Source organism: Mycobacterium szulgai, from assembly GCF_002116635.1.
Lineage (GTDB): Bacteria > Actinomycetota > Actinomycetes > Mycobacteriales > Mycobacteriaceae > Mycobacterium > Mycobacterium szulgai.
On the sequence record NZ_LQPW01000178.1, the window covers coordinates 93,151 to 115,033 of the forward strand.

Consider the following 21,883-nt stretch of genomic DNA (forward strand, 5'->3'; position numbering starts at 1 on the left):
TTCTCGCTAGGGAACGCTACCGTCAAACCCACGTGGGCTTACTCTTGGCTCTCGTGTCCAAACTTTCAACCGCTGCGCGCCGGCTGCTTATCGGCCGGCCGTTTCGCAGCGACCGGTTGAGCCACACGCTGCTGCCCAAGCGCATCGCCCTGCCGGTGTTCGCCTCCGACGCGCTGTCTTCGGTGGCTTACGCGCCGGAGGAAATCTTCCTGATGCTTTCGGTGGGCGGCTTGGCGGCGTACACCTTGTCGCCGTGGATCGGCCTGGCGGTGGCCGCCGTGATGCTGGTCGTGGTGGCCAGCTATCGGCAGAACGTGCATGCCTACCCGTCCGGCGGCGGCGACTATGAAGTAGTAACCACCAACCTCGGTGGCAACGCGGGCCTGGTTGTGGCCAGCGCCCTGATGGTGGATTACGTTCTCACCGTTGCTGTTTCGACGGCCTCAGCGATGTCGAACATCGGCTCGGCCGTTCCGATCGTGGCTCAGCACAAGGTGTGGTTCTGTGTGGCCGCCATCCTGCTGGTGACTTCGATGAATCTGCGCGGGGTGCGCGAGTCGGGACTGGCGTTCGCCATCCCGACCTATGCCTTCATCATCGGCGTGACGGGCATGATCGGCTGGGGGTTCTTCCGGATCTTCGTGTTGGGAAATCCGTTGCGGGCCGAGTCGGCAGGTTTCCAGATGCATTCCGAGCACGGAAAGATCCTCGGTTTCGCGCTGGTGTTCCTGGTGGCCCGGTCGTTCTCGTCGGGCTGTGCTGCGCTGACCGGGGTGGAGGCCATCAGCAACGGGGTGCCGGCGTTCCAGAAACCCAAGTCGCGTAATGCCGCAACAACACTGCTGATGCTCGGCGGCATCGCGGTGGCGCTTTTGATGGGCATTATCTTGCTGTCCAAGGAGATCGGGGTGCAGCTGGTCAGCGACCCAGCGACGCAGCTCTCCGGTGCGCCCGCCGGCTACTACCAGAAGACGCTGGTCACCCAGCTGGCCCAGACGGTGTTCGGCAGTTTCCACGTCGGGTTCGTACTGATTACGGCGGTCACCGCGCTGATCTTGGTGCTGGCGGCCAACACCGCGTTCAACGGATTCCCGGTGCTCGGCTCCGTGCTGTCACAGCACAGTTACCTGCCCCGCCAGTTCCACACCCGCGGCGACCGATTGGCCTTCTCCAATGGAATTGGGTTCCTTTCGATAGCGGCGCTGCTGGCGATCGTCGCGTTTCGCGCCGAGTTGTCCGCGTTGATCCAGCTCTACATCGTCGGCGTGTTCATTTCATTCACCCTGAGTCAGATTGGCATGGTGCGGCACTGGACCAGGCTGCTGCGCACCGAGACCGACCCGTCGGCCCGGCGCAAGATGATGCGCTCTCGGGTGGTCAACACGATCGGGTTCATCGCCACCGGCACGGTGCTGCTGGTGGTGCTGGTCACCAAGTTTCTGGCCGGGGCGTGGATCGCCATCGTCGCGATGAGCTTGCTGTTCGTGCTGATGAAACTGATCCGCCGGCACTATGACGGGGTTACCCGGGAATTGGCGGAGCAAGCCGCCGCCCACGAGGACGAGATGGTATTGCCTAGCCGCAACCACGCCGTGGTGCTGGTCTCCAAGCTGCATCTACCGACGATGCGCGCGCTGGCCTATGCACGAGCGACTCGTCCCGACGTGCTTGAAGCCCTCACGGTCAGCGTCGACGATGCCGAAACCCGTGAGCTGGTGCACCAGTGGGAGGAAAGCGACATCACCGTGCCGCTGAAGGTCATCGCTTCCCCCTACCGCGAGATCACCCGCCCCGTGCTCGATTACGTCAAACGCGTCAGCAAGGAGTCCCCACGCACCGTTGTCACGGTGTTCATTCCGGAGTACGTAGTGGGCCGCTGGTGGGAACAGTTGCTGCACAACCAGAGTGCGCTGCGGCTCAAGGGCCGGCTGTTGTTCATGCCCGGAGTGATGGTGACTTCGGTTCCCTGGCAACTGACCTCCTCGGAACGGGTCAACGCGTTGCAGCCGCACGCCGCGCCAGGCGATGCACGCCGGGGCATTTTCGATTGACCATGCAGTCTGACGTCGTTCCCGCGGAACTGACGTTGGTCGCCGGCGCCCCGGCCAACGGCGGCAGCTGCGTGGCGCACCACGAAGGCCGCGTCGTCTTTGTCCGCTACGCGTTGCCCGGCGAACGAGTGCGTGTCCGGGTCACCGCCGACCACGGATCTTATTGGCATGCAGCGGCTTTCGAGATTTTGGATGCGTCTCCCCGCCGCGCGGAGTCGCTGTGTCCCATCGCGGGCGTCGGCGGCGCCGGGTGCTGCGACCTGGCCTTCGCTGAACCCGACGCCGCGCGTGAACTCAAGGCTCAAGTGGTGGCCAATCAGCTGCAACGGCTGGGTGGGTACAACTGGCCGGGCGAGGCGCAACCGCTGTCGGATGCCGGACCGACGGGTTGGCGAACCCGGGTCCGGCTCAGTGTGGGAGCAGATGGTCGAGCCGGTTTTCACCGCTACCACAGTGACGAGCTGGTGACCGACCTGCGCTGCGGGCAATTGCCCGACGGCATGCTGGATGGCCTGGATGCGCCGGATTGGCCGCCGGGCGCGCAGCTGCATGTCGCCGTCGACGACGACGGCAGACGCCATGTTGTGCGCACCATGCGCCAGGGTCAGCGCAACAAAACTCGAACCGCGACAAAGGTTTTCGAGGGTGACTATCATGCGCTGCAGCGGGTGGGCCGGCGGACCTGGCGGGTGCCGGTGACAGCGTTTTGGCAGGCACATCGCGATGCGGCCGCGGTATACAGCGGCTTGCTCGCAGACTGGGCGCAGCCCGGCACTGGCATGACGGCCTGGGATTTGTACGGCGGCGCAGGAGTTTTCGCCGCGGTGCTGGGTGAGGCGGTAGGGGAGTCTGGGCGGGTGCTGTCGGTCGACACCGCACGCGCGGCGACGGGTGCCGCGCGTGCCGCGCTGGCGGATCTGCCGCAGGTCGATGTCGTCACCGACTCGGTTCGCCGTGTGCTGGCGGCCCAACGAGCCCCTGCCGATGTGGCGGTCCTGGATCCGCCGCGAGCGGGTGCCGGACGGGACGTGATCGACCCACTGGCCGCGGCCGGGGTGCCGCGGGTAGTGCATATCGGTTGTGAGGCAGCCTCTTTCGCGCGTGACATCGGGTTGTACCTCGGACGCGGCTACACCGTCGAGAAGATGAGGGTCTTCGACGCGTTCCCGTTGACGCACCACGTCGAGTGCGTCGCGCTGCTGACGCGCTAGTTATCTGCGCGCGGTCGCGGTTCGATGTTGGCTATGCTGACTCTGGCGCTCCGGGAAGTCTGGTCGGAACTCGTTATCCGTATTCACGCGGTACGACGGCCAGTCCGGCGCGCCGCGCTCACCGGGAGGGAGCGCCAGCACTATGCAGAATGTCCAGGCGGCATTCGCATCGCCCAATGTGATCGAAGTTCGCGGGCTCACGTTTCGGTATCCGAAGTCGGCTGACCCGGCGATTCGCGGAATGGATTTCACCGTGGGTCAAGGTGAGATTTTCGGCTTCCTCGGCCCCAGCGGCGCAGGGAAGTCGACTACGCAGAAGCTACTGATCGGCCTGCTGCGCGGACACGGTGGCCAGGCCACCGTATGGGGACGCGAGCCGGTCGACTGGGGGCCTGACTACTACGAACGCATCGGTGTCTCGTTCGAGCTGCCTAATCACTATCAGAAGCTCACCGGCCTGGAGAATCTGCGCTTCTTCGCCTCGCTGTACAGCGGTGCCACCGCCAACCCGATGGAACTGCTGAGCGCCGTCGGCCTGGCCGACCACGCGCGTACTCGGGTGGGCAAGTACTCAAAGGGAATGCAGATGCGCCTGACCTTCGCACGATCATTGCTCAATAACCCCGAGCTGCTGTTCCTGGATGAACCCACATCTGGCCTGGATCCGGTGAATGCGCGCACCGTCAAAAGCATGATCTGGGACCTCAAGTCCCAGGGGCGCACCGTTTTCCTAACTACCCATGACATGGCCACCGCCGACGAGTTGTGTGACCGGGTCGCCTTTGTCGTCGACGGGCAGATCGTTGCGTTGGACACGCCGGCTGAACTGAAGATCGCGCGTAGCCGGCGGTTGGTGAGGGTCGAATATCGTGCGAACACAGGCGTTCTCGAGTCCGCCGAATTCCCGATGGACACGTTGGCCGTCGACGACGCATTTCATGCGGTACTGGGCCATCATCGGATCGAAACCATCCATAGCAGGGAGGCCAGCCTCGACGATGTCTTCGTGGACATTACGGGCCGGCAGTTGACATGACCCGGCTGCTAAGTGTGTTGCGACTCGAGTTGACTACTCAAGTGCGGCAACGGTTCCTACCCGCAGCCGTCTTTTCCGGACTGATCTGGTTGGCGGTGCTATTGCCGATGCCACCTGGTCTGCGTGCGGCCGCCGAGCCTTACGTCATGTGCGGCGATACCACCATCATCGGATTCTTCTTCATTGCGGGTGCGGTGTTCTTCGAGAAGCAGGAACGCACTCTGGGCGCGCTGATATCGACGCCGCTGCGATTCGGTGAGTATCTCTTTGCGAAACTCGCTGTGCTGATGGTGGTGTCGGTGTCGGTGGCGGTGATAGTGGCCACCATCGCGCATCGCTTCGCCTATCGGTTCATCCCGATGGTCCTCGGCGTAATGCTGGGAACGCTGTTGATGCTATTGGTGGGATTCGTCACCTCGCTGCCGTTTGCGTCGATCAGCGATTGGTTTCTGTCGGCTACGGTCCCGCTGGCCGTGATGAATCTGCCGATTCTGCATCTGTCCGGCGTATGGCCGAACCCTGCGTTGTACTTGCTACCGATGCAGGCACCGTTGTTGCTCGTCGCCAGTGCCTTTGGCCAGACGAGTCTGCAGCCGTGGCAAATCGGATACTGCCTGGCCTACCCAGTGCTCTGGATCGCCGGGTTGGGCGTGGCGGCAAAATTCTCGTTCGGCCGCTACGTCGTCGCAAAATCCGGGGGATCGGGATGAGGACAGTGCGCGCTCTGACCGCCTTCGGGAGCCGCGACCTCCGGGGCACCTACCGAGATCCGTTGCTCATCATGATCGTCGGCGCCCCGGTTATCTGGACTACCAGCGTCGCGCTCTTGACCCCGCGGGTGACCGTGCTACTCGCCCGGCGCAACGGATTTGACCTGGTTCCATACTATCCGCTGATTTTGACCGCCTTCCTGTTACTGACCAGCGTCATCATCAGCGGTGCGCTGGGAGCGTTCCTGGTGTTGGACGACGTCGACGCAAAAACCTTTATCGCGCTTCGGGTTACACCGGTGCCGCTGTCGACGTACTTTGCCTATCGCGCAGCGACTGTCATGGGAGTGACCACGGTCTATGTGGTCGTGACTATGTCACTTAGCGGCATTCTGGCTCGCGGCCTGCTTGCGGCGCTCATTCCGATCGGGCTGTTGGCGGGGCTCTCGGCGGTGGTGACTCTGCTGTTGATTATCGCCACCGCCAGCAACAAGATTCAGGGGTTGGCTATGGTGCGCGCGCTCGGCATGCTGATTGCTGGCCTGCCCTGTCTGCCGTGGTTTATCGATTCCAGTTGGAACCTGGCCTTTGGTGTGTTACCGCCGTACTGGGCCGTCAAGGCATTTTGGATGGCCAGCGCGCACGGCATGTGGTGGCCTTACCTGTTGGCCGGTGTTGTTTACAACCTGGCCATCGCCTGGCCGCTGTTTCGGCGTTTTCAGGCCAAGCACACCTGAGCCCACCCTCAGGCGGGCACCTTGTCGAGGATGACGCGCGCGATGCCCAGAATGGCCTGCTGCGCATCCTTGGTGATAACGGTGCCCGAATAGGACACCACCAAGTCGATGACGATGTTGGCTTTGGCCGCAATCGCCCGCAGGGTCCGGACCGGCATCCCCGGAGTGGTCTGAACCATTGTCGTGATCCCGTCGCCGGCGTCGCTGGGAGGGCTGAGCGACATCGTCGCCGAAAGGCCACCGGTGAAAGTCACCTTGACGCTGGTGCCGCCGCATTGACGCCACTGTGCCTGCAATTTGGCTAGTTGAGCGGTTGCCGCAGGTGCGTCGCGGAACGCTGCCACACCTTGGATGACCTGAAGGATATTGCGGGCGTCTCGGATGTCGGCAAACGCGGCGGCGTAAAAGCCGAGGACGTCCTTGATGTCGTAGGCCTCGGGGGTGCCGGGCGCGATGGCTCCGTAGCACTCGGGACGGTCTACTGTTCCGTCCCGCTCCGACGTGGCGATCTGGTGCCAGGTCTTGCCCGCCTTCAGCCCAGGATCTCCGGTGATCTCCTTGAGAGCATCCAGGCTGGCCAACACGCTGGGTATGTCGTTTGACGCCACCGTGGGTTGAGCTGGTGTCGTCGTGATGGCGGTGGACGCTGTGCCACCGGCAGTCGTGGCCGATGGGGTTGCGCTCTGGTTTACCGCGTCGTTGCCCGACGTCTGCCATACGACCAGTCCGATGACCACCAGGGTGACGAGCACCAGCGACGCGGTCGCCAGGATCTTGACGCGCCGGTGCTTCGGACGGGGACCGTCGGGTGGATATTCGAAGATCGGACCGGGATCAAAGGCGTTGTGCCCATGCGTCATTACTCGACCTCAGCTCAAAACGAAGTAGCGCAGCCACAGATAGATCGCGCTCAGGCCAATGGAAACCGCCGTGACGACGATGCCTTTGCGGGTGAATTCCCAAAACGAGATGGAAATGCCTTCGCGGCGGGCGATCCCCAGCATGACGACATTTGCGCTGGCCCCGACTGCGGTCAGGTTACCGCCGAAGTCGGCGCCCAATGCCAGCCCCCACCACAGCGACTCGGAGTTGACTTGGTTCGGCATCGCTGCGACCAGCCCGGCGACGATCGGAGTCATGGTGGCGACATACGGAATGTTGTCGATGATGCCGGAAACCGGTGCCGATACACCGAGAATCAGCATCACCGCGAAAAGCTGGTTGCCGCCACTGAGCTCGGTCGCTGCCCGGGCAAGCGTATCGATCACGCCGGTCTTGACCAAAGCCCCGACCATGACGAAAAGACCTACGAAAAACAACAACGTCTCCCACTCGACGCTGGACAGATAATCCGAGTGGTGCAGCCCCGAGATCAAGATGAGGACGCCGGCGCCCAGCAAGGCGGCAAGTGACGGCTGAATGTGCAGCACCGGATGCGCTACGAAGACCGCGAACACCAGTAACAGCACCCCGACGGACTTGATGAGCAATTTCGGGTCGCGGATGGCTTCTCGCTCGTTCAGCGACATGACGTCGGCCACACGGTCGGCCGCGACCTTGAAAGATCCGCGGAACAGCAGCGGCAATAACGCGACGAGAGCGCCCAACACAATGATCGCGATCGGTGCCATGTTTAGCAGGAAGTCGTTGAACGACAGGCCCGCCCGGCTGGCGATGATGATGTTCGGGGGGTCGCCGACCAGCGTCGCGGCACCGCCGATGTTCGCCGAGAAGACTTCAGCCATCAAAAACGGGGCCGGGTTGATCGCCAGTCGATCGCACATCAACAAAGTCACCGGCGCGATCAGCAGCACCGTGGTGACATTGTCGAGCAAGGCGGAACCGATCGCCATCACGAGGACCAGCAGGATCATGATGCGCAGCGGTGAGCCGCGGGCGCGTTTGGCCGCCCAGATCGCGACGTATTCGAAAACTCCGGTCTGCCGCAACACGCTCACGATGATCATCATGCCGAGCAGCAAAAAGATTACGTCCCAGTCGATTCCGGTCTCGTGCGAATAGAAGACGTCGTGAGAACTGATGATCGGTAGGGTGACAACGATCGCCGCCCCCACAAGTGCCGCCACCGTCTTATGGACGCGGTCGCTGGCGATCAGTACGTAGGCAATGACAAACACTGCAATGGCGATCACGCTCATGTAGCGGGCGCCGAATCTAAAGGTGAGCTAGCGATCATCCGTCAACTCCAAACGAAGTAGCGCAGCCAGAGGTAGACCGCCGCCAGCGTGAACGACATTGCCGTCACTACGACGCCTTTGCGGGTGAATTCCCAGAAGGAGATCGGATTTTCGGCACGTCTGGCGATCCCGAGTATGACGACGTTGGCGCTGGCTCCCACGGCGGTGAGGTTGCCACCGAAATCAGTGCCAATGGCCAGGGCCCACCACGCTGCGTCGTGGCTGACGTCGCCAATCAATGATGGGATGAGGTCAGCAACGATCGGCGTCATTGTCGCGGCATAAGGCACGTTGTTGACCACGCCACTAATCACCAGCGACCCCGCGAGAATAACCATTGTGGTCAGCAACGCGTGTCCGCCTGTCGCTGTCACAGTCAGCTGAGCGAGCTGCTTGACCACCCCGGTTTTGACCAAAGCGCCCACGATTATGAAAAGGCCGGCAAAAAACAACAGCGTTTCCCACTCGACACTGGACAGATATTCCGACTGCTCTTGCCGGGAAATCACGATCAGGACGCCCGCGCCCAGCATCGCCACCAGGGACGGCTCGAGGTGTATCGCGGAATGTGCGATGAAAGCGGCAAAAACCGCTGCCAATACGGCGCCGCACTTGATCAGCAGCCGAGGATCGCGGATGGCTTCGCGCTCTTCCAGCGACATGACGTCGGCGACTCGCGCCGGATCGACGAGAAATGAGCCCGGAAACAGACGCGGCAACATCGCGATCAGCACGCCCATCACGATCAACACGATCGGCGCTACATGGACCAGGAAGTCATTGAAGGTCAGATCGGCCTTGCTGGCGATGATGATGTTGGGCGGATCACCGACCAACGTAGCCGTGCCGCCGATATTGGAAGCGAACACTTCAGCCATCAGAAACGGTGCGGCGCTTATCGTTAGGCGGTCACAGACCAATAAGGTGACCGGGGCAATCAACAAGACCGTGGTGACGTTGTCCAACAGTGCCGAAGCGATGGCGGTCACCAGCACCAGCAGGATCATGATGCGCAGCGGCGAACCGCGTGCGAGCTTGGCGGCCCTGATCGCGGTGTACTCAAAGACGCCGGTCTGTCGTAGCACGCCGACGATAATCATCATCCCCAAGAGCAAAAAGATTACGTCCCAGTCGATTCCGGTTTCGTGGGAGTAGAAGACGTCATGGGAACTGATGATCGGCAGGCAGATGACTGTCGCCGCGCCCACCAGAGCTATCAGGGTCTTGTTGAGGCGATCGTTGGTGATCAGCGCAAAGACCAGCACGAAGACAGTAGCCGCGACTACGTCCATCGGCTAGTGGACGATTCGAGTCGGCGTCGGTTCGGGGTCGATCAACGCGACAGTGCTGCCGCGAGCAGGCGTGACGCCGTGATTACGCCAAGTAGGCGCCCATCTTTGACAACCGCAAGCAGTGGGCTGCGCAACCGCGCCATCGTGCAAGCGACCTCGATGATGGTGTCGTCGGCATTGACTGGAGGAACGTCTACCAGGTGGTCGGGCAATACATCGCGGACTTTCTTGTCGCCCAACTTCTCGGCGGCCCGGTCGGCCACCGATTCGTTGAGTACGCCGGCAAGTGAGGGGTCGTCCTGGACATATCGGGGGACGATGAAGCGCACCACCTGAGAGGCAGGTAGCACCGCATACGGGTTTCCGGAAGCATCGGTGACCAATAGTCCGGGCAGCTGGTGTTCGGCTAGGGTGCGTGCGGCATCCAGCGCATTCGAATCGATCGTGACAACGGGAAATTCTTCGGCGAACTCCTCGGCGCGCATACCGTGACGATACGTCTGAAGTGGCCGCTCTGCGTGGTCGGCATTGAGGGTTCAACGGCTCTCCGGGGTCGCAGGGGTCGCGCGGCAATGACTGCCGACCAGGCTTCCCGGCGCACCGGCACTCACCGTACCAATCGCGCGCGGTTTTTTGGTCGTCGCCGAGGGGGTGTGATTCCGCGGTTGCTGCGTAGACTGACGGGATGCTGGAACAGATCCGCGGGCCCGCTGATCTGCAGCACCTCTCCCAGCAGCAGTTACGGGACCTGGCTGCCGAGATTCGTGAATTCCTGATTCATAAGGTGGCTGCCACTGGCGGGCACCTGGGGCCGAATCTAGGTGTGGTCGAGCTGACGCTGGCGCTGCACCGGGTATTCGATTCGCCGCACGATCCGATCATCTTCGACACCGGTCATCAGGCCTATGTCCACAAGATGCTGACCGGACGCTGTCAGGATTTCGAAACGCTGCGCAAGAAGGGCGGCCTGTCGGGCTATCCGTGCCGCGCCGAGAGCGAACACGACTGGGTCGAGTCGAGCCACGCCAGCGCGGCCCTGTCCTACGCCGACGGCCTAGCCAAGGCGTTCGAGCTGACCGGTCACCGCAACCGGCATGTGGTCGCCGTCGTCGGCGACGGCGCGCTCACCGGCGGCATGTGCTGGGAGGCGCTGAACAACATCGCCGCCTCGCGCCGGCCGGTGATCATCGTCGTCAACGACAACGGCCGCAGCTACGCGCCCACGATCGGTGGTGTGGCCGATCACCTGGCCACCCTGCGACTGCAGCCGAGCTACGAGAAGTTCCTGGAAAAAGGCCGCGACGCCATGCTGTCGGTGCCGGTGGTGGGCGATGTTTTCTACCGCTTTGCGCACAGCGTCAAGGCCGGCCTCAAGGACTCGCTGTCACCCCAGCTGCTGTTCACCGACCTCGGACTGAAATACATCGGTCCGGTCGACGGCCATGACGAACGGGCGGTGGAGGTCGCGCTGCGCAGTGCCCGCGGCTTCGGGGGCCCGGTGATCGTGCACGTCGTCACCCGCAAGGGGATGGGCTACGCGCCGGCCGAAGCCGACCAGGCCGAACAGATGCATTCCACCGTGCCGATCGATCCGGTCACCGGAGCGGCGACCAAGATCGCGGGCCCGGGCTGGACGACGACGTTTTCCGACGCGCTCATCGGTTACGCCGAGAAGCGCCGCGACATCGTGGCCATTACCGCCGCCATGCCCGGACCAACCGGGCTGACGGCCTTCGGAGAGCGCTTTCCCGACCGGCTGTTCGACGTCGGCATCGCCGAGCAACACGCGATGACGTCGGCGGCCGGGCTGGCGATGGGTGGGATGCATCCGGTGGTGGCGATCTATTCGACGTTCCTGAACCGGGCGTTCGACCAGATCATGATGGACGTCGCGTTGCACAAGCTGCCCGTCACCATGGTCTTGGACCGGGCCGGGATCACCGGTTCGGACGGCCCCAGCCACAACGGCATGTGGGACTTGTCCATGCTGGGCATCGTGCCGGGCATCCGGGTGGCCGCGCCCCGCGACGCCACCCGATTGCGTGAGGAGCTGGGTGAGGCGCTCGACATCAATGACGGGCCGACGGCGTTGCGTTTCCCCAAAGGCGATGTGGGAGAAGATATTCCAGCGCTGGAGCGGCGTTCGGACATAGATGTTTTGGCGGTGCCCGCCAGCGGTTTGAGCCATGATGTGCTGCTGGTAGCGGTCGGCGCGTTCGCGTCGATGGCACTGGAGGTGGCCAAGCGGTTACACAACCAGGGCATCGGCGTGACGGTGATCGACCCACGCTGGGTGTTGCCGGTGTCCGACGGGGTGCGTGAACTGGCGGCCCAGCACAAGCTGCTGGTCACGCTGGAAGACAACGGGCTGGCCGGCGGTGTGGGTTCGGCGGTGTCGGCAGCGCTGCGGCAGGCCGAGATCGATGTGCCCTGCCGCGATGTAGGGCTGCCGCAGGAGTTCTACCAGCATGGCTCGCGTGGCGAGGTGCTGGCCGAGTTGGGGCTCACCGATCAGGACGTGGCGCGCCGGATCACCGGATGGGTTGCCGCGCTGGGAGCCTGTGCATCGGATAACCGGGCAGTAGCCGAAATCCGCGAGCAGCTGGACTAGGCGTTATCGGCTTTGGGATCGGGCTGGGCCGGGTGCGTCACCGCGGTCGCCAGCACCTCGACCACCAGTTCGCATTGCCAAGTCCGCGCATGGCCGGTCCGCAAATAGTTATCGACCACTTCGACCGGGGCGCGCGCGCCCTCCCAGTCCCAGCACAGCCGTCGCACCAGGTCCGGGGCGACCAGATTCTCCGTCGGCACCCCCACCCGTTGGGATACCTTCGCCAACCCCGAGCGGGCCGCCTCCAGCCGGGCGGCGGCCTCAGGTTTGCGCCGGCTCCAGCGGGCCGGCGGTGGCGGCCCATTGGGCGGCTCGCCCACTTCGGGTAGATCCTGGTTTTCGCGCGCCGCTTCCAGTGCTGCCAACCACATTGCGGCGCTGCGGCGTTGGTTGCGCCCGCCGAACACCGGCAGCGCGGTCAAGTCGTCGACCGTTTTGGGGTCCGCAATGGCGGCGTCGATGATGGCCGAGTCCGGCAGGATGCGCCGGGGTGCGATGTCGCGGCGCTGGGCGATGCGGTCGCGCGCCGTCCACAACTCGCGGACTGCCGCCAGCGCGCGCCGATCGTGCACCTTGTGGATGCCCGACGTGCGTCGCCAGCGGTCTCGCCGACCCGGAGCCGGGAGGGCCCGATCCTCATAGGTGCGCAAGTACTCGAATTCCTCTGCGGCCCAATCGGTTTTACCCTGACTGGCCAGTACGTCCGAGATCGCCGCGCGCAGTTCGATGAGCAACTCCACGTCCAGGGCGGCGTAGTTGAGCCAAGCCGCGGGCAGCGGTCGCTTGGACCAGTCCGCCGCGCCGTGGCCCTTGGCCAACCCCATCCCCAGCAGGCGATGGACCATGGTGGCCAGATTGACCCGATCGAAACCGGCCAGGCGGCCGGCGAGCTCGGTGTCGTAGAGCGCCGACGGCCGCATGCCGACCTCGGCCAAACACGGCAGATCCTGATCGGCGGAGTGCAGAATCCATTCGTCTTCGCTGAGGACTTCGGCGACTGGTCGCAGCACGGTCAGCGGGTCACCGCCGTGGCTGACCGGGTCGATGAGGACGGTGCCGGCGTCGGCCCGGCGTATCTGGATCAGGTAGGCGCGGTTGGAGTAGCGAAACCCCGATGCCCGCTCGGCGTCGACGGCAAATGGTCCATGCCCGCCGGCCAGCAGTTCTGCGGCTGCCTTGATCTGGCGCGGGCTCACCGAGACCTGGGGCACCCCGCTGGCCGGATGCAGCAACGGAGTCGGTTCGGGGTCGTCCTCCTCGGCCAGATCGGCCTCTGGTTCGCTCATGTCAAGCGCGTGACCGCGAGCCGAGGTCGACGACCCCGGCCGGCGGCAGGCCCGCGGCGTGCTCCAGTACCTCGCAGAAGGCCTCGACATGGCTGCTCACGTCGGGGTTGGTGGCCGTCCATGAGGCCCGTAGTTCCAGCTGGTGGGCACGCGGTGGTCCGGAGATGTCGCCGTAGCGCACCGAGGTGGTCGCGGTGACGGTGCCGCCCAGGGCGGTCACATGCTCGGTGCGCGCCTCCAGCGCCTCCGCGAGCCAGCTCCACGCCACCTCAGGCAGCAGCGGATCGATGGCCTCGTGGGAGTCCAGGTCGGCCTGGATGTAGGCGACCAGGCGAATGGTGCCGTCCCACGCATCGGAGCCATCCGGGTCGTACAGCAGAATCAGCCGGCCGAATGCGTCGCCCTCTGATCGCTCCGGGACGATGTCGAGGTCGGGATGTTTGACTTCGGCGCCCAGGGCGTAGCTGTACGGCGCCAGCCGCTGCGGTGGGCGGATGGGGCCGAGCTCGATCTCCGGCCGAACGGTGACGGCGTTCATCGCCGCTACTGCGTCTCGGAATGGGGCCGGTTCTGCTGCCGTCATGCGCCACTCCTCAGCATCGCTGCGCTCTGCATCGTCGTCGGCGGGATCATGCGCCACTCCTCAGCATCGCTGCGCTCTGCATCGTCGTCGGCGAAGAACTCACAGTTTCCGACGGTAGACCTATCGTCCGACACGCGAAATCAGGCGCGCCGAATTGCGGTCAGCTGTCCGAGCCGTCAGCAAATCGCGCGGGGCGCTTCTCGCGGTGCGCAGCCAGACCTTCGCGCACGTCGGGGCCGCCGAACCCGATGAATTCCAGGCCAAGCGACGTTTCGAAGGCCGGCCCGAACATCCGGTACCAGTGATTGAGGCTGCGTTTGGTCCAGCGGATGGCGTTTTGGGCGCCGTCGGCCAGATTCTCGGCCAGCCGGGTCGCGGTGGCCAGCACCTCGTCGTCGTCGACGCAGGTCGAGACCAGGCCAATGCGCTCGGCTTCTTCGCCGGAGAGCACCTCGCAGGTCAGCAGGTAGTACTTGGCCTTGGCCATGCCGACCAGCAGCGGCCAGCAGATCGCGGCGTGGTCACCGGCGGCGACCCCGAGTTTCGTGTGTCCGTCGATGATTTTGGCGGTCCGGCCCGCCACCGAGATGTCGGCGAGCAATGCGACCACCAGACCAGCGCCGACGGCGGGGCCCTTGATGGCCGAGACCACCGGTTTGTCGAAGTTGACCAGGTTGAGCACCAGATCGCGGGCTTCGCGCAGGATGCGGATCCGGCCCTCGTAGTCATTGATGGTCTCGTCGATCAGATCGAAGCTGCCGCCGGAGGAGAACGCCTTGCCTTCACCGCGGACCAGGACCACTTTTACCGCGGGGTCGCGATCGAGCACCGGCCAGATGTCGGCAAGATCGCGGTGCATCTGCGGTCCCACCGAGTTCAGCCCGGGGGCATCGAGAACCAGTTCCAGCACGCCGTTGTCCTGGGTTTGGCAGCGCAGGCTGGGAAAGTCGTCGTAGCTGACCGGCATCGGATCGATGTTACGCAAGGTCCGCGCGGCGCCCGTGGCAGCATTGACGTCGATGAGTACGCGTCGCGACCTTACCCAGTCGCCCTATCTGGCCGCGGTCGGCGGCCGTAAACCGAGCCGGGTACCGGTGTGGTTTATGCGCCAGGCCGGACGTTCCCTGCCCGAATACCGGGCACTGCGCCAACAGCGCAGCATGCTGGCCGCCTGTTTTGAGCCGGAGATGGCCTGCGAGATCACCCTGCAGCCGATCCGCCGCTACGACGTCGACGCGGCGATCCTGTTCTCCGACATCGTGGTGCCCCTGCGCGCCGCCGGCGTCGATCTGGACATCGTCGCCGACGTCGGTCCGGTGATCGCGCAGCCCGTGCGCACCGACACCGACATCGCTGCGATGAAACCTCTTGATCCCCAAGCGATTCAGCCCGTTTTTCAGACCATCGGGCTGTTGGTTGACGCGCTGGGGGAGGTGCCGCTGATCGGGTTCGCTGGTGCGCCGTTCACGTTGGCTTCCTACCTGGTCGAAGGCGGGCCGAGCCGCCACCACGCCCGCACCAAGGCGATGATGCTGTCCGAGCCGGCGAGCTGGCATGCGCTGATGACCAAGCTGACCGACCTCACCATTGCGTTCCTAAGTGGCCAAATCGACGCGGGGGTGGACGCCATCCAGGTGTTCGACTCCTGGGCGGGCACGCTGTCGCTGGCCGACTATCGGCAGTACGTGCTGCCGCACAGTGCACGGGTATTCGGCGCGCTGGCCGAACATGGGCTGCCGATGACCCACTTCGGCGTGGGCACCGCGGAGTTGCTGGGAGCGATGTCGGAAGCGGGTGCCACAGTCGTCGGCGTCGACTGGCGAACCGCGCTCACCGACGCCGCCGCCAGGGTGGTGCCCGGCACCGCGCTGCAGGGCAACCTGGACCCGGTGGTGGTGCTGGCGGGCTGGCCGGCGGTGGAACGCGCCGCGCGCGCCGTCGTCGACGACGGTCGCCGGGCCGTGGACTCAGGGGCGGCCGGTCACGTCTTCAACCTTGGCCACGGTGTGTTGCCGGAGACCGATCCCGGTGTGCTGACCGATCTGGTGGCGCTGGTCCACTCGCTATGACCGCACGCTCGTATTGTGTTGTGGGCGGCGGCATTTCGGGGTTGGCGGCCGCCTACCGATTGCGCATGGCGGTCGGGGACGACGCGTCGATCACGGTGTTCGATCCCGGCGACCGGCTCGGCGGGGTGCTGCGCACCGAGATCGTCGGCGGCCAGCCCATGGATGTCGGCGCCGAAGCCTTCGTGCGGCGCCGCCCCGAGGTCCCGGCGCTGCTGGCCGAGCTGGGGCTATCGGGGTTGCAACTGGACACCACCGGCGTTCGGCCGCTGATCTACAGCCAGGGGCGGCTACACCCGCTGCCGTCGGAGACGGTGGTGGGAATTCCGTCGTCGGCGGCATCGGTTGCCGGGCTGGTCGACGACGCCACGGTGGCGCGCATCGATGCCGAGCCCGCGCGTCCGTTCAGCTGGCAACCGGGTAGTGATCCGGCGGTCGCCGAGTTGGTGGCCGACCGCTTCGGCGAACAGGTGGTGGCCCGATCGGTGGACCCGCTGCTCAGTGGGGTGTACGCGGGTTCGGCGGCGACGATCGGGCTGCGTGCGGCGGCCCCCGGTGTGGCGGCGGCCCTCGATCGCGGGGCGGCGTCCTTGACGGATGCGGTGCGCCAGGCGTTGCCGTCCGCTACCGGGGCTCCGGTGTTCGGCGCAGTGGCCGGCGGCTACCAGGTGCTGGTCGACGAGCTGGTCGCGCGCAGCCGGCTGAAGTGGCAGCGCGCCGCGATAGCCCGGGTGGAGCCCGGTTGGGTCCTGCGCGATGACACCGGTGCACGCTGGCCCGCTGACGCGGTGATCCTGGCTGTCCCGGCGGCGCAGCTGGTGCGCCTGCTGGGCGAGCTGGCTCCGCGTACCTGTGCCGCCGCGAACCGGGTGGTGAGCGCCTCGTCGGCGGTCGTGGCTCTTGCGGTACCCGCCGAGACCGCCTTCCCGCAGTGTTCGGGGGTGCTGGCGGCAAGCGGCGAGCCGTTGCGGTCCAAGGCGATCACGTTGTCGTCGCGCAAATGGGGGCGGCATGGGGACGTGCAGCTGCTGCGACTGTCGTTTGGGCGATTTGGCGATGATCTGACCACGACCGCCTCGGACGACGAACTGCTGGGGTGGGCGTTGAGCGACCTCGTCGATGTATTCGATCTGGCCGTCGACCCGGTCGACGCTCGCGTGCAACGCTGGATCGGTGCGATGCCGCAGTACGGGCCCGGCCACGCGGAGCTGGTTGCAGAGGTGCGCGCCGGCCTGCCGCCGGGCCTGGCGGTAGCCGGCAGTTACCTGGACGGAATCGGCGTACCCGCCTGCGTCGGGGCTGCTGGGCGGGCGATCGAAGCCCTCGAAGCGGAAGTGGCACGATAGGTTTCATGGCCAAACTCGACTTCGATGCTCTCAACTCGACCATTCGCTACCTGATGTTTTCGGTGTTTTCGGTGCGGCCGGGCGCCCTGGGCGATCAGCGTGAGGCCGTCGTCGACGATGCCGCCACGTTCTTCAAACAGCAGGAAGAGCGCGGCGTCGTGGTGCGCGGCCTCTATGACGTCGCGGGCCTGCGCGCCGACGCGGATTTCATGATCTGGACCCACGCCGAGCGCGTCGAAGCGCTGCAGGCCACCTACGCCGATTTTCGGCGGACCACGACGCTGGGGCAGGTCTGCACGCCGGTGTGGAGCAGCGTGGCGCTGCATCGGCCGGCGGAGTTCAACAAGAGCCACATCCCGGCGTTTCTGGCCGGCGAAGAGCCCGGGGCCTACATCTGCGTGTATCCCTTTGTGCGGTCTTACGAGTGGTACCTGCTGCCCGACGAGGAACGCCGCCGCATGCTGTCCGAACACGGCATGGCCGCCCGTGAATACAAGGATGTGCGGGCCAACACGGTGCCCGCCTTCGCGCTGGGCGACTACGAATGGATCCTGGCCTTCGAGGCCCCGGAATTGCATCGCATCGTCGACCTGATGCGGGAACTGCGGGCTACTGACGCGCGGCGCCACACCCGCGAAGAGACGCCGTTTTTCACCGGTCCGCGGGTGCCGGTCGAGCAGCTGGTGAACTCGCTGCCATGACCGCCTTCGATCCCACCGATCCCACCCGCTTCGAGGAGATGTACCGCGACGCGCGGGTCGCGCACGGCTTGCCGGTGGCCACGCCGTGGGATATCGGCGGCCCGCAGCCGGTGGTCCAGCAACTCGTCGCCGTCGGCGCCATCAAGGGCGAAGTGCTCGACCCGGGTACCGGCCCCGGTCACCACGCGATCTACTACGCCTCCAAGGGCTTTTCGGCCACCGGCATCGACGGTTCCGCGGCCGCCATCGAGCGTGCGCACGCCAACGCGGGCAAGGCCGGTGTCTCGGTGGATTTCCAGGTGGCCGACGCAACGAAGCTGGACGGGTTCGAGGGGCGCTTTGACACCGTCGTCGACTGCGCCTTCTTCCACACTTTCAGCACCGCACCGGACCTGCAGAAGTCCTATGTGCAGGCGCTGCGGCAGGCCACCAAGCCCGGAGCGCGGCTGTATATGTTCGAGTTCGGCGCGCACGACGTCAACGGGTTCAGGATGCTGCGGTCGTTGTCCGAGGACGATTTTCACCAGGTGTTGCCCGCCGGCGGCTGGGAGATCACCTACCTGGGGCCCACCACTTACCAAGTCAACGTCAGCATTGAGTCGATCGAGATGATGGCGGCGCGAAATCCCGATCTGGCTGACCGGGCACAGGAGTTGCTGGAACGGTTCCGGGTGATGGAACCGTGGCTGAAGGACGGTCGGGTGCACGCCCCGTTCTGGGAAGTGCACGCCACGCGGGTCGACTAGCTGGCGTCGAAACTGTAGTTAGCGCGGGAAAGTGCGAGTGCGGGCCGCGCTAACTACAGGCTCGCGGCTAGACAGCGCCGGGGACCAACTTCAGCGAGATCGAGTTGATGCAGTAGCGCTTGTCGGTTGGTGTGGGGTAGCCCTCGCCTTCGAAGACGTGGCCCAGGTGGCTGTCACAGTTCGCGCACAGCACCTCGATGCGCTTCATGCCCAGCGAGTAGTCGGTGCGCAGGAATACCGCGCTGGATTTCGCCGGGTCGAAGAACGACGGCCAGCCGCAATGCGAGTCGAATTTCTCTGTGCTGCGGAACAATTCGGCACCACAGGCCCGGCACTGGTAGACACCCTGGATCTTGGTGTCGGTGTACTCACCGGTGAATGGGCGTTCGGTGCCGGCTTGGCGCAGCACGGAAAACTCCTCCGGGGTGAGCTTCTTACGCCACTCGTCGTCGGTGAGCCGCAGCTTGGGGGTCATGCGTCTACGCTAGCGCGATCTAGGCCGTCGTCCAGTCGGTTCTCCGCCTTGGCGTCCAGGTAGCGGAAGTACAGCACGGTGAACGTCACGATCAGCAGCAGCGACCAGCCATACGTGATCTTCAGGTATTCCAGCGCCCGGCCCCACCTCATCCAGTTGAAGAGCAGCCAGCGGTCCAGCGTCATGAAGCCGTAAATCCCCAGCCAAGCCGGCCAGTTACGGATCAACGAGTTGGGCAGCACGACCGTCATCAGGAACGGAAACAGCATCATCGAGTAGTAGCCCTGCGCCAGCGACATCACCAGCCACGACCACAGCAGCAGCACGCCCGACGACGTGGTGAACCAGAACAGCGGGTCTCGGGTGCGGTAGTAGCGGTATAGCAGCCACAGCGCGCCAACGGCGATCGCGGTGAACAGCAACCGCAGCCCGATGATCAGCCAGGTGGGCAGGCCGAAGTACACGCCGTTGCCCTGGATCGAGCTGTTGAAGTAGTCGCGAGTGCCCAGGATGTAAGGCAGCGTGCGGGTGAAGAAGTCCATCGGGTGGGGCACCACCGGCAGCGCCGCCAGGTTGACGACGATGGGAATGCCGATGGCGGCCACCAATGCCCGCCACTGGCGGTTGAGCAGCGGGAGTAACAGCAGCGGGCCGAGCAGGGGTTTGAGCACCAGCGTCAGCCCGATGGCCAGGCCCGCCCACCACTGACGGCTGGCGCGGCCGTCCAGCAGCCAGCGCAGGAACAAAACCTCCAGCAGCAGAATGCAGCCGTTGATGTTGGTGAACACCAGTGTGTTGGTGACGGTTTCGGTGCAGAACATGGCCAGGATCAGTGCGGGCGCGGCCACCGAGGACAGGGTGAAGTTGAACATCCGCAGCAGCAGATACGCGGCTACCAGGATGGCCACGGTGTTGATCGAGATGAACAGGTAGCGCGACGGCGCAAAGGGCAGGTAGCCAAAGGGCGCCATCAGCAGCGTGCCGCCCGGAGGGTACAGATAGTGCGGGTCGACGTAGTCGAAGTGCTCGTTGTAGATGTCCAAGCCGTGCCGAAAGTTCGACACCGCCCGGTAGACCGGCTTGAAATCGTCGGTGATGTTGCCATTGGTCGTCAGCACGATGCTGCGGTGCAATACCGACAGAATGGCTGCGGGCCACAGCACTGCCCGCAGGATGGATGCGGTGCTCGGGGGGCCGGTTCGGGTCGAGTCAGCTGCCGTCACCAGCGCACCGTACCCCGCCCGAACTCTCAGGCGGGACAGTAGGTGTCGGTGCCGGGCAGCTTGCCGCTGTCTAGATAGCCGACCATCGGCGGCACCGTGCACGCCGAATAGATGCTGGCGCCGTGGCCGATGCCCTGCCACATCACCCGCTTGCTGGCGGCGTTGGCGTTGATGACGGTGGCCGCCGTCGCAGCAACACCGTCGTTGCCGACGATCGGGTCGTTCTGCACGCCCAGCAGCAAGACGTCGACCTTGAGCTGCTTGGGTGCTTGCGCAGGCGAGCCACTGGGCCAGTGCAAGCACTTGACCAGGTTGAGCGCGGCGACGGTCCCGAACTGCGGATAGAGCTTGGCCCAGGCGACCACGAGTTCGCGAACCCGGTCCGGGGTCGGACGGTTGATCGCGTCGCTGCAGACATTGACGAACTGCCCGTCGGTGTCCTGCATAGCATCGGCGCGGTTGATCAAGTTGGACAGCGGGTTGATGTCGCCAGAGTTGGCGGCCGCCAGCGCGCTGGCCAGGGTCGTGGTGTTGTTGACGCGGTCGCCGGCCGGAAAGCCCAATGCGGTGGTGATCGCGTTGGCGATAGACGCCACCGATGTGCGCCCGGGCGCCCTGCCGGCCTTGGCGGCGTTGAGCAACGTGCTGACGGCGGCTTTGGGATCAGGGCCCAGCGGGCAGTTCACGGCGACGCACTGCGCGGCGAAGGCGTCGAGTGCGGCCTGCTGACCCTTGACCTGTTGTTCGGCGGCGGCTTCGGCGTTGACCCCCAACGCAACCGGTGAATCCAGGATCAGCCTGGCCACCTTGTCCGGACGCGACCCGGCGTAGGTCAGTGCCACCTGGGCGCCGTTGCCGATGCCCACCAGGGCGAGCGCGGGAACATCCCAGATGTTGCGCAGTCGCTCGATGTCGGAGGCGGCATGCGCGTTGTCGTAAGCGGAGTCGCCCGGGGCGATCGCGTCGGTGCAGTTCGTGGTGGCGGTGTTGGAGATTTCGGAGAGGTTGGCCACCGGGTCGTCGCCGGACTGGAACTGGGCCTGGTCGCGCATCTCCTCGCGGTCGAAGTGGTCGCGGCAGTCGATTGGGCTCGACATTCCCATGCCGCGGCGGTCGACGGCGACGATCGGGTGACCCTTGAGAACGTCGGCGCCCGCATGTGACAGCCAGACCGGCAGCTGGGTCGACGAGGGCAGGTCGGACCCGGTGGTCAAGACCAGCGGTCCCGCGTCCTTCGGGGTTTGTGCGGAGCGGGCACGAACCACGCCGATGCTGACTGATCCAGAACCGCCGTTGACGGGGTCGAGGTCGGCGTCATAGCTGGCGCATTCCAGCTTGACGCCCGGGGCGGCCTGGACACCGGCGTCGGCATTGACCCGTGAGGTGCAGTCGCGCCAGGACAAGTCGTTCTTGGGTGCCGCGATCGGCGGGGGACCGCTGGGTTTGGGCGTCGTGGTGGGTACGCCCTGCGGCTTTGCGCCGGAGTTGGTGGCAAAGCGCGGGTCGGCACCGAACGCCGGGACGCAGGCGGTCAGCACGGTGGTGGCTGCGACGACGATCGTGGCAGCTCTGATGCGCCGACTCATGCCGACCACAGTAGCGGGCCATTAG

20 protein-coding genes and 1 pseudogene are annotated in these 21,883 nt (G+C 65.0%); 10 read left to right on the forward strand and 11 right to left on the reverse strand.

Translation table 11 applies throughout. The features are described from left to right. Positions 1-53 precede the first annotated feature (53 nt). The 5 genes from AWC27_RS29495 (at position 54) to AWC27_RS29515 (ending at position 5,745) form a co-directional block, all read left to right on the forward strand. Positions 54-2,051, forward strand: coding sequence for an APC family permease (locus tag AWC27_RS29495; RefSeq protein ID WP_085674481.1), 1,998 nt, complete (start codon positions 54-56; stop codon positions 2,049-2,051). Between the two features lie 2 nt (positions 2,052-2,053). Further along, positions 2,054-3,262, forward strand: a complete 1,209-nt coding sequence (locus AWC27_RS29500) for a class I SAM-dependent RNA methyltransferase (protein ID WP_085674484.1) — start codon at positions 2,054-2,056, stop codon at positions 3,260-3,262. A gap of 142 nt (positions 3,263-3,404) precedes the next feature. Then, positions 3,405-4,298, forward strand: a complete 894-nt coding sequence (locus AWC27_RS29505) for an ABC transporter ATP-binding protein (protein WP_085674486.1) — start codon at positions 3,405-3,407, stop codon at positions 4,296-4,298. Continuing rightward, entirely contained in the window at positions 4,295-5,008 is a 714-nt protein-coding gene (locus tag AWC27_RS29510; RefSeq protein WP_085674488.1) for a fluoroquinolone export ABC transporter permease subunit, read from the forward strand. The genes AWC27_RS29505 and AWC27_RS29510 overlap by 4 nt, the downstream gene beginning before the upstream one ends. Further along, positions 5,005-5,745, forward strand: coding sequence for a fluoroquinolone transporter permease (locus tag AWC27_RS29515; protein WP_085674491.1), 741 nt, complete (start codon positions 5,005-5,007; stop codon positions 5,743-5,745). Before AWC27_RS29510 ends, AWC27_RS29515 begins: the two co-directional genes overlap by 4 nt. Positions 5,746-5,753: 8 nt before the next feature. On the opposite strand, the gene AWC27_RS29520 is transcribed toward AWC27_RS29515, so the two are convergent. The 4 genes from AWC27_RS29520 to AWC27_RS29535 are packed head-to-tail and all read right to left on the reverse strand — an operon-like array spanning position 5,754 to position 9,720. Next, positions 5,754-6,605 (reverse strand): sensor domain-containing protein, encoded by an 852-nt coding sequence (locus AWC27_RS29520; protein WP_085674493.1) that lies wholly within the window; start codon positions 6,603-6,605, stop codon positions 5,754-5,756. 9 nt (positions 6,606-6,614) lie between these two features. After that, positions 6,615-7,904: an ArsB/NhaD family transporter gene (locus AWC27_RS29525; protein ID WP_085674496.1), complete on the reverse strand. Its 1,290-nt coding sequence runs from the start codon at positions 7,902-7,904 to the stop codon at positions 6,615-6,617. Between the two features lie 41 nt (positions 7,905-7,945). After that, complete coding sequence (locus AWC27_RS29530; protein ID WP_085674498.1) at positions 7,946-9,235, reverse strand: ArsB/NhaD family transporter; 1,290 nt, start codon at positions 9,233-9,235, stop codon at positions 7,946-7,948. Between the two features lie 41 nt (positions 9,236-9,276). Further along, positions 9,277-9,720, reverse strand: a complete 444-nt coding sequence (locus tag AWC27_RS29535) for a CBS domain-containing protein (protein WP_085674500.1) — start codon at positions 9,718-9,720, stop codon at positions 9,277-9,279. A gap of 200 nt (positions 9,721-9,920) precedes the next feature. Here AWC27_RS29535 and dxs point away from each other — a divergent pair, with 200 nt between their 5' ends. Then, a complete protein-coding gene (gene dxs / locus AWC27_RS29540) occupies positions 9,921-11,846 on the forward strand; it encodes a 1-deoxy-D-xylulose-5-phosphate synthase (protein ID WP_085674503.1) in 1,926 nt (641 codons plus the stop codon). Here the strand turns inward: dxs and AWC27_RS29545 are convergent. The 4 genes and pseudogenes from AWC27_RS29545 to AWC27_RS29555 all read right to left on the reverse strand — a co-directional run bounded on the left by AWC27_RS29545 (position 11,843) and on the right by AWC27_RS29555 (position 14,682). Continuing rightward, positions 11,843-13,132, reverse strand: coding sequence for a ribonuclease D (locus AWC27_RS29545; RefSeq protein WP_085674505.1), 1,290 nt, complete (start codon positions 13,130-13,132; stop codon positions 11,843-11,845). The genes dxs and AWC27_RS29545 overlap by 4 nt on opposite strands. 1 nt (position 13,133) lies before the next feature. Then, positions 13,134-13,715 carry a DUF3000 domain-containing protein gene (locus AWC27_RS29550; protein WP_085674637.1) on the reverse strand — a complete coding sequence of 194 codons (582 nt, stop codon included), beginning with the start codon at positions 13,713-13,715 and terminating at the stop codon, positions 13,134-13,136. Between the two features lie 14 nt (positions 13,716-13,729). Further along, positions 13,730-13,797: pseudogene (locus tag AWC27_RS33420) on the reverse strand (hypothetical protein); the annotation flags it as partial. A gap of 78 nt (positions 13,798-13,875) precedes the next feature. Further along, positions 13,876-14,682 carry an enoyl-CoA hydratase/isomerase family protein gene (locus AWC27_RS29555; RefSeq protein ID WP_085674634.1) on the reverse strand — a complete coding sequence of 269 codons (807 nt, stop codon included), beginning with the start codon at positions 14,680-14,682 and terminating at the stop codon, positions 13,876-13,878. A gap of 52 nt (positions 14,683-14,734) precedes the next feature. On the opposite strand from AWC27_RS29555, the gene hemE reads away from it, so the two are divergent. From hemE to AWC27_RS29575, 4 genes are read left to right on the forward strand one after another with little or no spacing between them, the layout of a single operon-like run. Then, positions 14,735-15,784 (forward strand): uroporphyrinogen decarboxylase, encoded by a 1,050-nt coding sequence (hemE, locus tag AWC27_RS29560; RefSeq protein WP_085674507.1) that lies wholly within the window; start codon positions 14,735-14,737, stop codon positions 15,782-15,784. Beyond that, the gene (locus tag AWC27_RS29565) at positions 15,781-17,127 is read left to right on the forward strand and encodes a protoporphyrinogen oxidase (RefSeq protein WP_085674508.1); all 1,347 of its coding nucleotides are present in this window, start codon (positions 15,781-15,783) and stop codon (positions 17,125-17,127) included. Before hemE ends, AWC27_RS29565 begins: the two co-directional genes overlap by 4 nt. Positions 17,128-17,132: 5 nt before the next feature. Then, entirely contained in the window at positions 17,133-17,828 is a 696-nt protein-coding gene (gene hemQ, locus AWC27_RS29570; protein WP_085674510.1) for a hydrogen peroxide-dependent heme synthase, read from the forward strand. After that, positions 17,825-18,574: a class I SAM-dependent methyltransferase gene (locus AWC27_RS29575; protein WP_085674511.1), complete on the forward strand. Its 750-nt coding sequence runs from the start codon at positions 17,825-17,827 to the stop codon at positions 18,572-18,574. The genes hemQ and AWC27_RS29575 overlap by 4 nt, the downstream gene beginning before the upstream one ends. A 67-nt stretch (positions 18,575-18,641) precedes the next feature. Here the strand turns inward: AWC27_RS29575 and msrB are convergent, their stop codons facing one another. The 3 genes from msrB to AWC27_RS29590 are packed head-to-tail and all read right to left on the reverse strand — an operon-like array spanning position 18,642 to position 21,858. Next, positions 18,642-19,049 (reverse strand): peptide-methionine (R)-S-oxide reductase MsrB, encoded by a 408-nt coding sequence (gene msrB, locus AWC27_RS29580; protein ID WP_085674513.1) that lies wholly within the window; start codon positions 19,047-19,049, stop codon positions 18,642-18,644. Beyond that, positions 19,046-20,302, reverse strand: coding sequence for an arabinofuranan 3-O-arabinosyltransferase (aftC, locus tag AWC27_RS29585; RefSeq protein ID WP_085674639.1), 1,257 nt, complete (start codon positions 20,300-20,302; stop codon positions 19,046-19,048). Before aftC ends, msrB begins: the two co-directional genes overlap by 4 nt. Beyond that, a complete protein-coding gene (locus tag AWC27_RS29590) occupies positions 20,299-21,858 on the reverse strand; it encodes an alpha/beta fold hydrolase (protein ID WP_085674515.1) in 1,560 nt (519 codons plus the stop codon). Before AWC27_RS29590 ends, aftC begins: the two co-directional genes overlap by 4 nt. Positions 21,859-21,883: the final 25 nt, after the last annotated feature.

Bases quoted from the DNA above. Each gene is read 5' to 3' on its own strand.
- AWC27_RS29550 (WP_085674637.1), bottom strand. From the start codon at position 13,715: ATGACGGCAGCAGAACCGGCCCCATTCCGAGACGCAGTAGCGGCGATG.
- AWC27_RS29515 (WP_085674491.1), top strand. From the start codon at position 5,005: ATGAGGACAGTGCGCGCTCTGACCGCCTTCGGGAGCCGCGACCTCCGG.
- AWC27_RS29510 (WP_085674488.1), top strand. From the start codon at position 4,295: ATGACCCGGCTGCTAAGTGTGTTGCGACTCGAGTTGACTACTCAAGTG.
- AWC27_RS29555 (WP_085674634.1), bottom strand. From the start codon at position 14,682: ATGCCGGTCAGCTACGACGACTTTCCCAGCCTGCGCTGCCAAACCCAG.
- hemQ (WP_085674510.1), top strand. From the start codon at position 17,133: ATGGCCAAACTCGACTTCGATGCTCTCAACTCGACCATTCGCTACCTG.
- AWC27_RS29535 (WP_085674500.1), bottom strand. From the start codon at position 9,720: ATGCGCGCCGAGGAGTTCGCCGAAGAATTTCCCGTTGTCACGATCGAT.
- AWC27_RS29565 (WP_085674508.1), top strand. From the start codon at position 15,781: ATGACCGCACGCTCGTATTGTGTTGTGGGCGGCGGCATTTCGGGGTTG.
- msrB (WP_085674513.1), bottom strand. From the start codon at position 19,049: ATGACCCCCAAGCTGCGGCTCACCGACGACGAGTGGCGTAAGAAGCTC.
- AWC27_RS29525 (WP_085674496.1), bottom strand. From the start codon at position 7,904: ATGAGCGTGATCGCCATTGCAGTGTTTGTCATTGCCTACGTACTGATC.
- AWC27_RS29545 (WP_085674505.1), bottom strand. From the start codon at position 13,132: ATGAGCGAACCAGAGGCCGATCTGGCCGAGGAGGACGACCCCGAACCG.
- AWC27_RS29505 (WP_085674486.1), top strand. From the start codon at position 3,405: ATGCAGAATGTCCAGGCGGCATTCGCATCGCCCAATGTGATCGAAGTT.
- AWC27_RS29500 (WP_085674484.1), top strand. From the start codon at position 2,054: ATGCAGTCTGACGTCGTTCCCGCGGAACTGACGTTGGTCGCCGGCGCC.
- AWC27_RS29530 (WP_085674498.1), bottom strand. From the start codon at position 9,235: ATGGACGTAGTCGCGGCTACTGTCTTCGTGCTGGTCTTTGCGCTGATC.
- hemE (WP_085674507.1), top strand. From the start codon at position 14,735: ATGAGTACGCGTCGCGACCTTACCCAGTCGCCCTATCTGGCCGCGGTC.
- AWC27_RS29590 (WP_085674515.1), bottom strand. From the start codon at position 21,858: ATGAGTCGGCGCATCAGAGCTGCCACGATCGTCGTCGCAGCCACCACC.
- AWC27_RS29520 (WP_085674493.1), bottom strand. From the start codon at position 6,605: ATGACGCATGGGCACAACGCCTTTGATCCCGGTCCGATCTTCGAATAT.
- dxs (WP_085674503.1), top strand. From the start codon at position 9,921: ATGCTGGAACAGATCCGCGGGCCCGCTGATCTGCAGCACCTCTCCCAG.
- AWC27_RS29575 (WP_085674511.1), top strand. From the start codon at position 17,825: ATGACCGCCTTCGATCCCACCGATCCCACCCGCTTCGAGGAGATGTAC.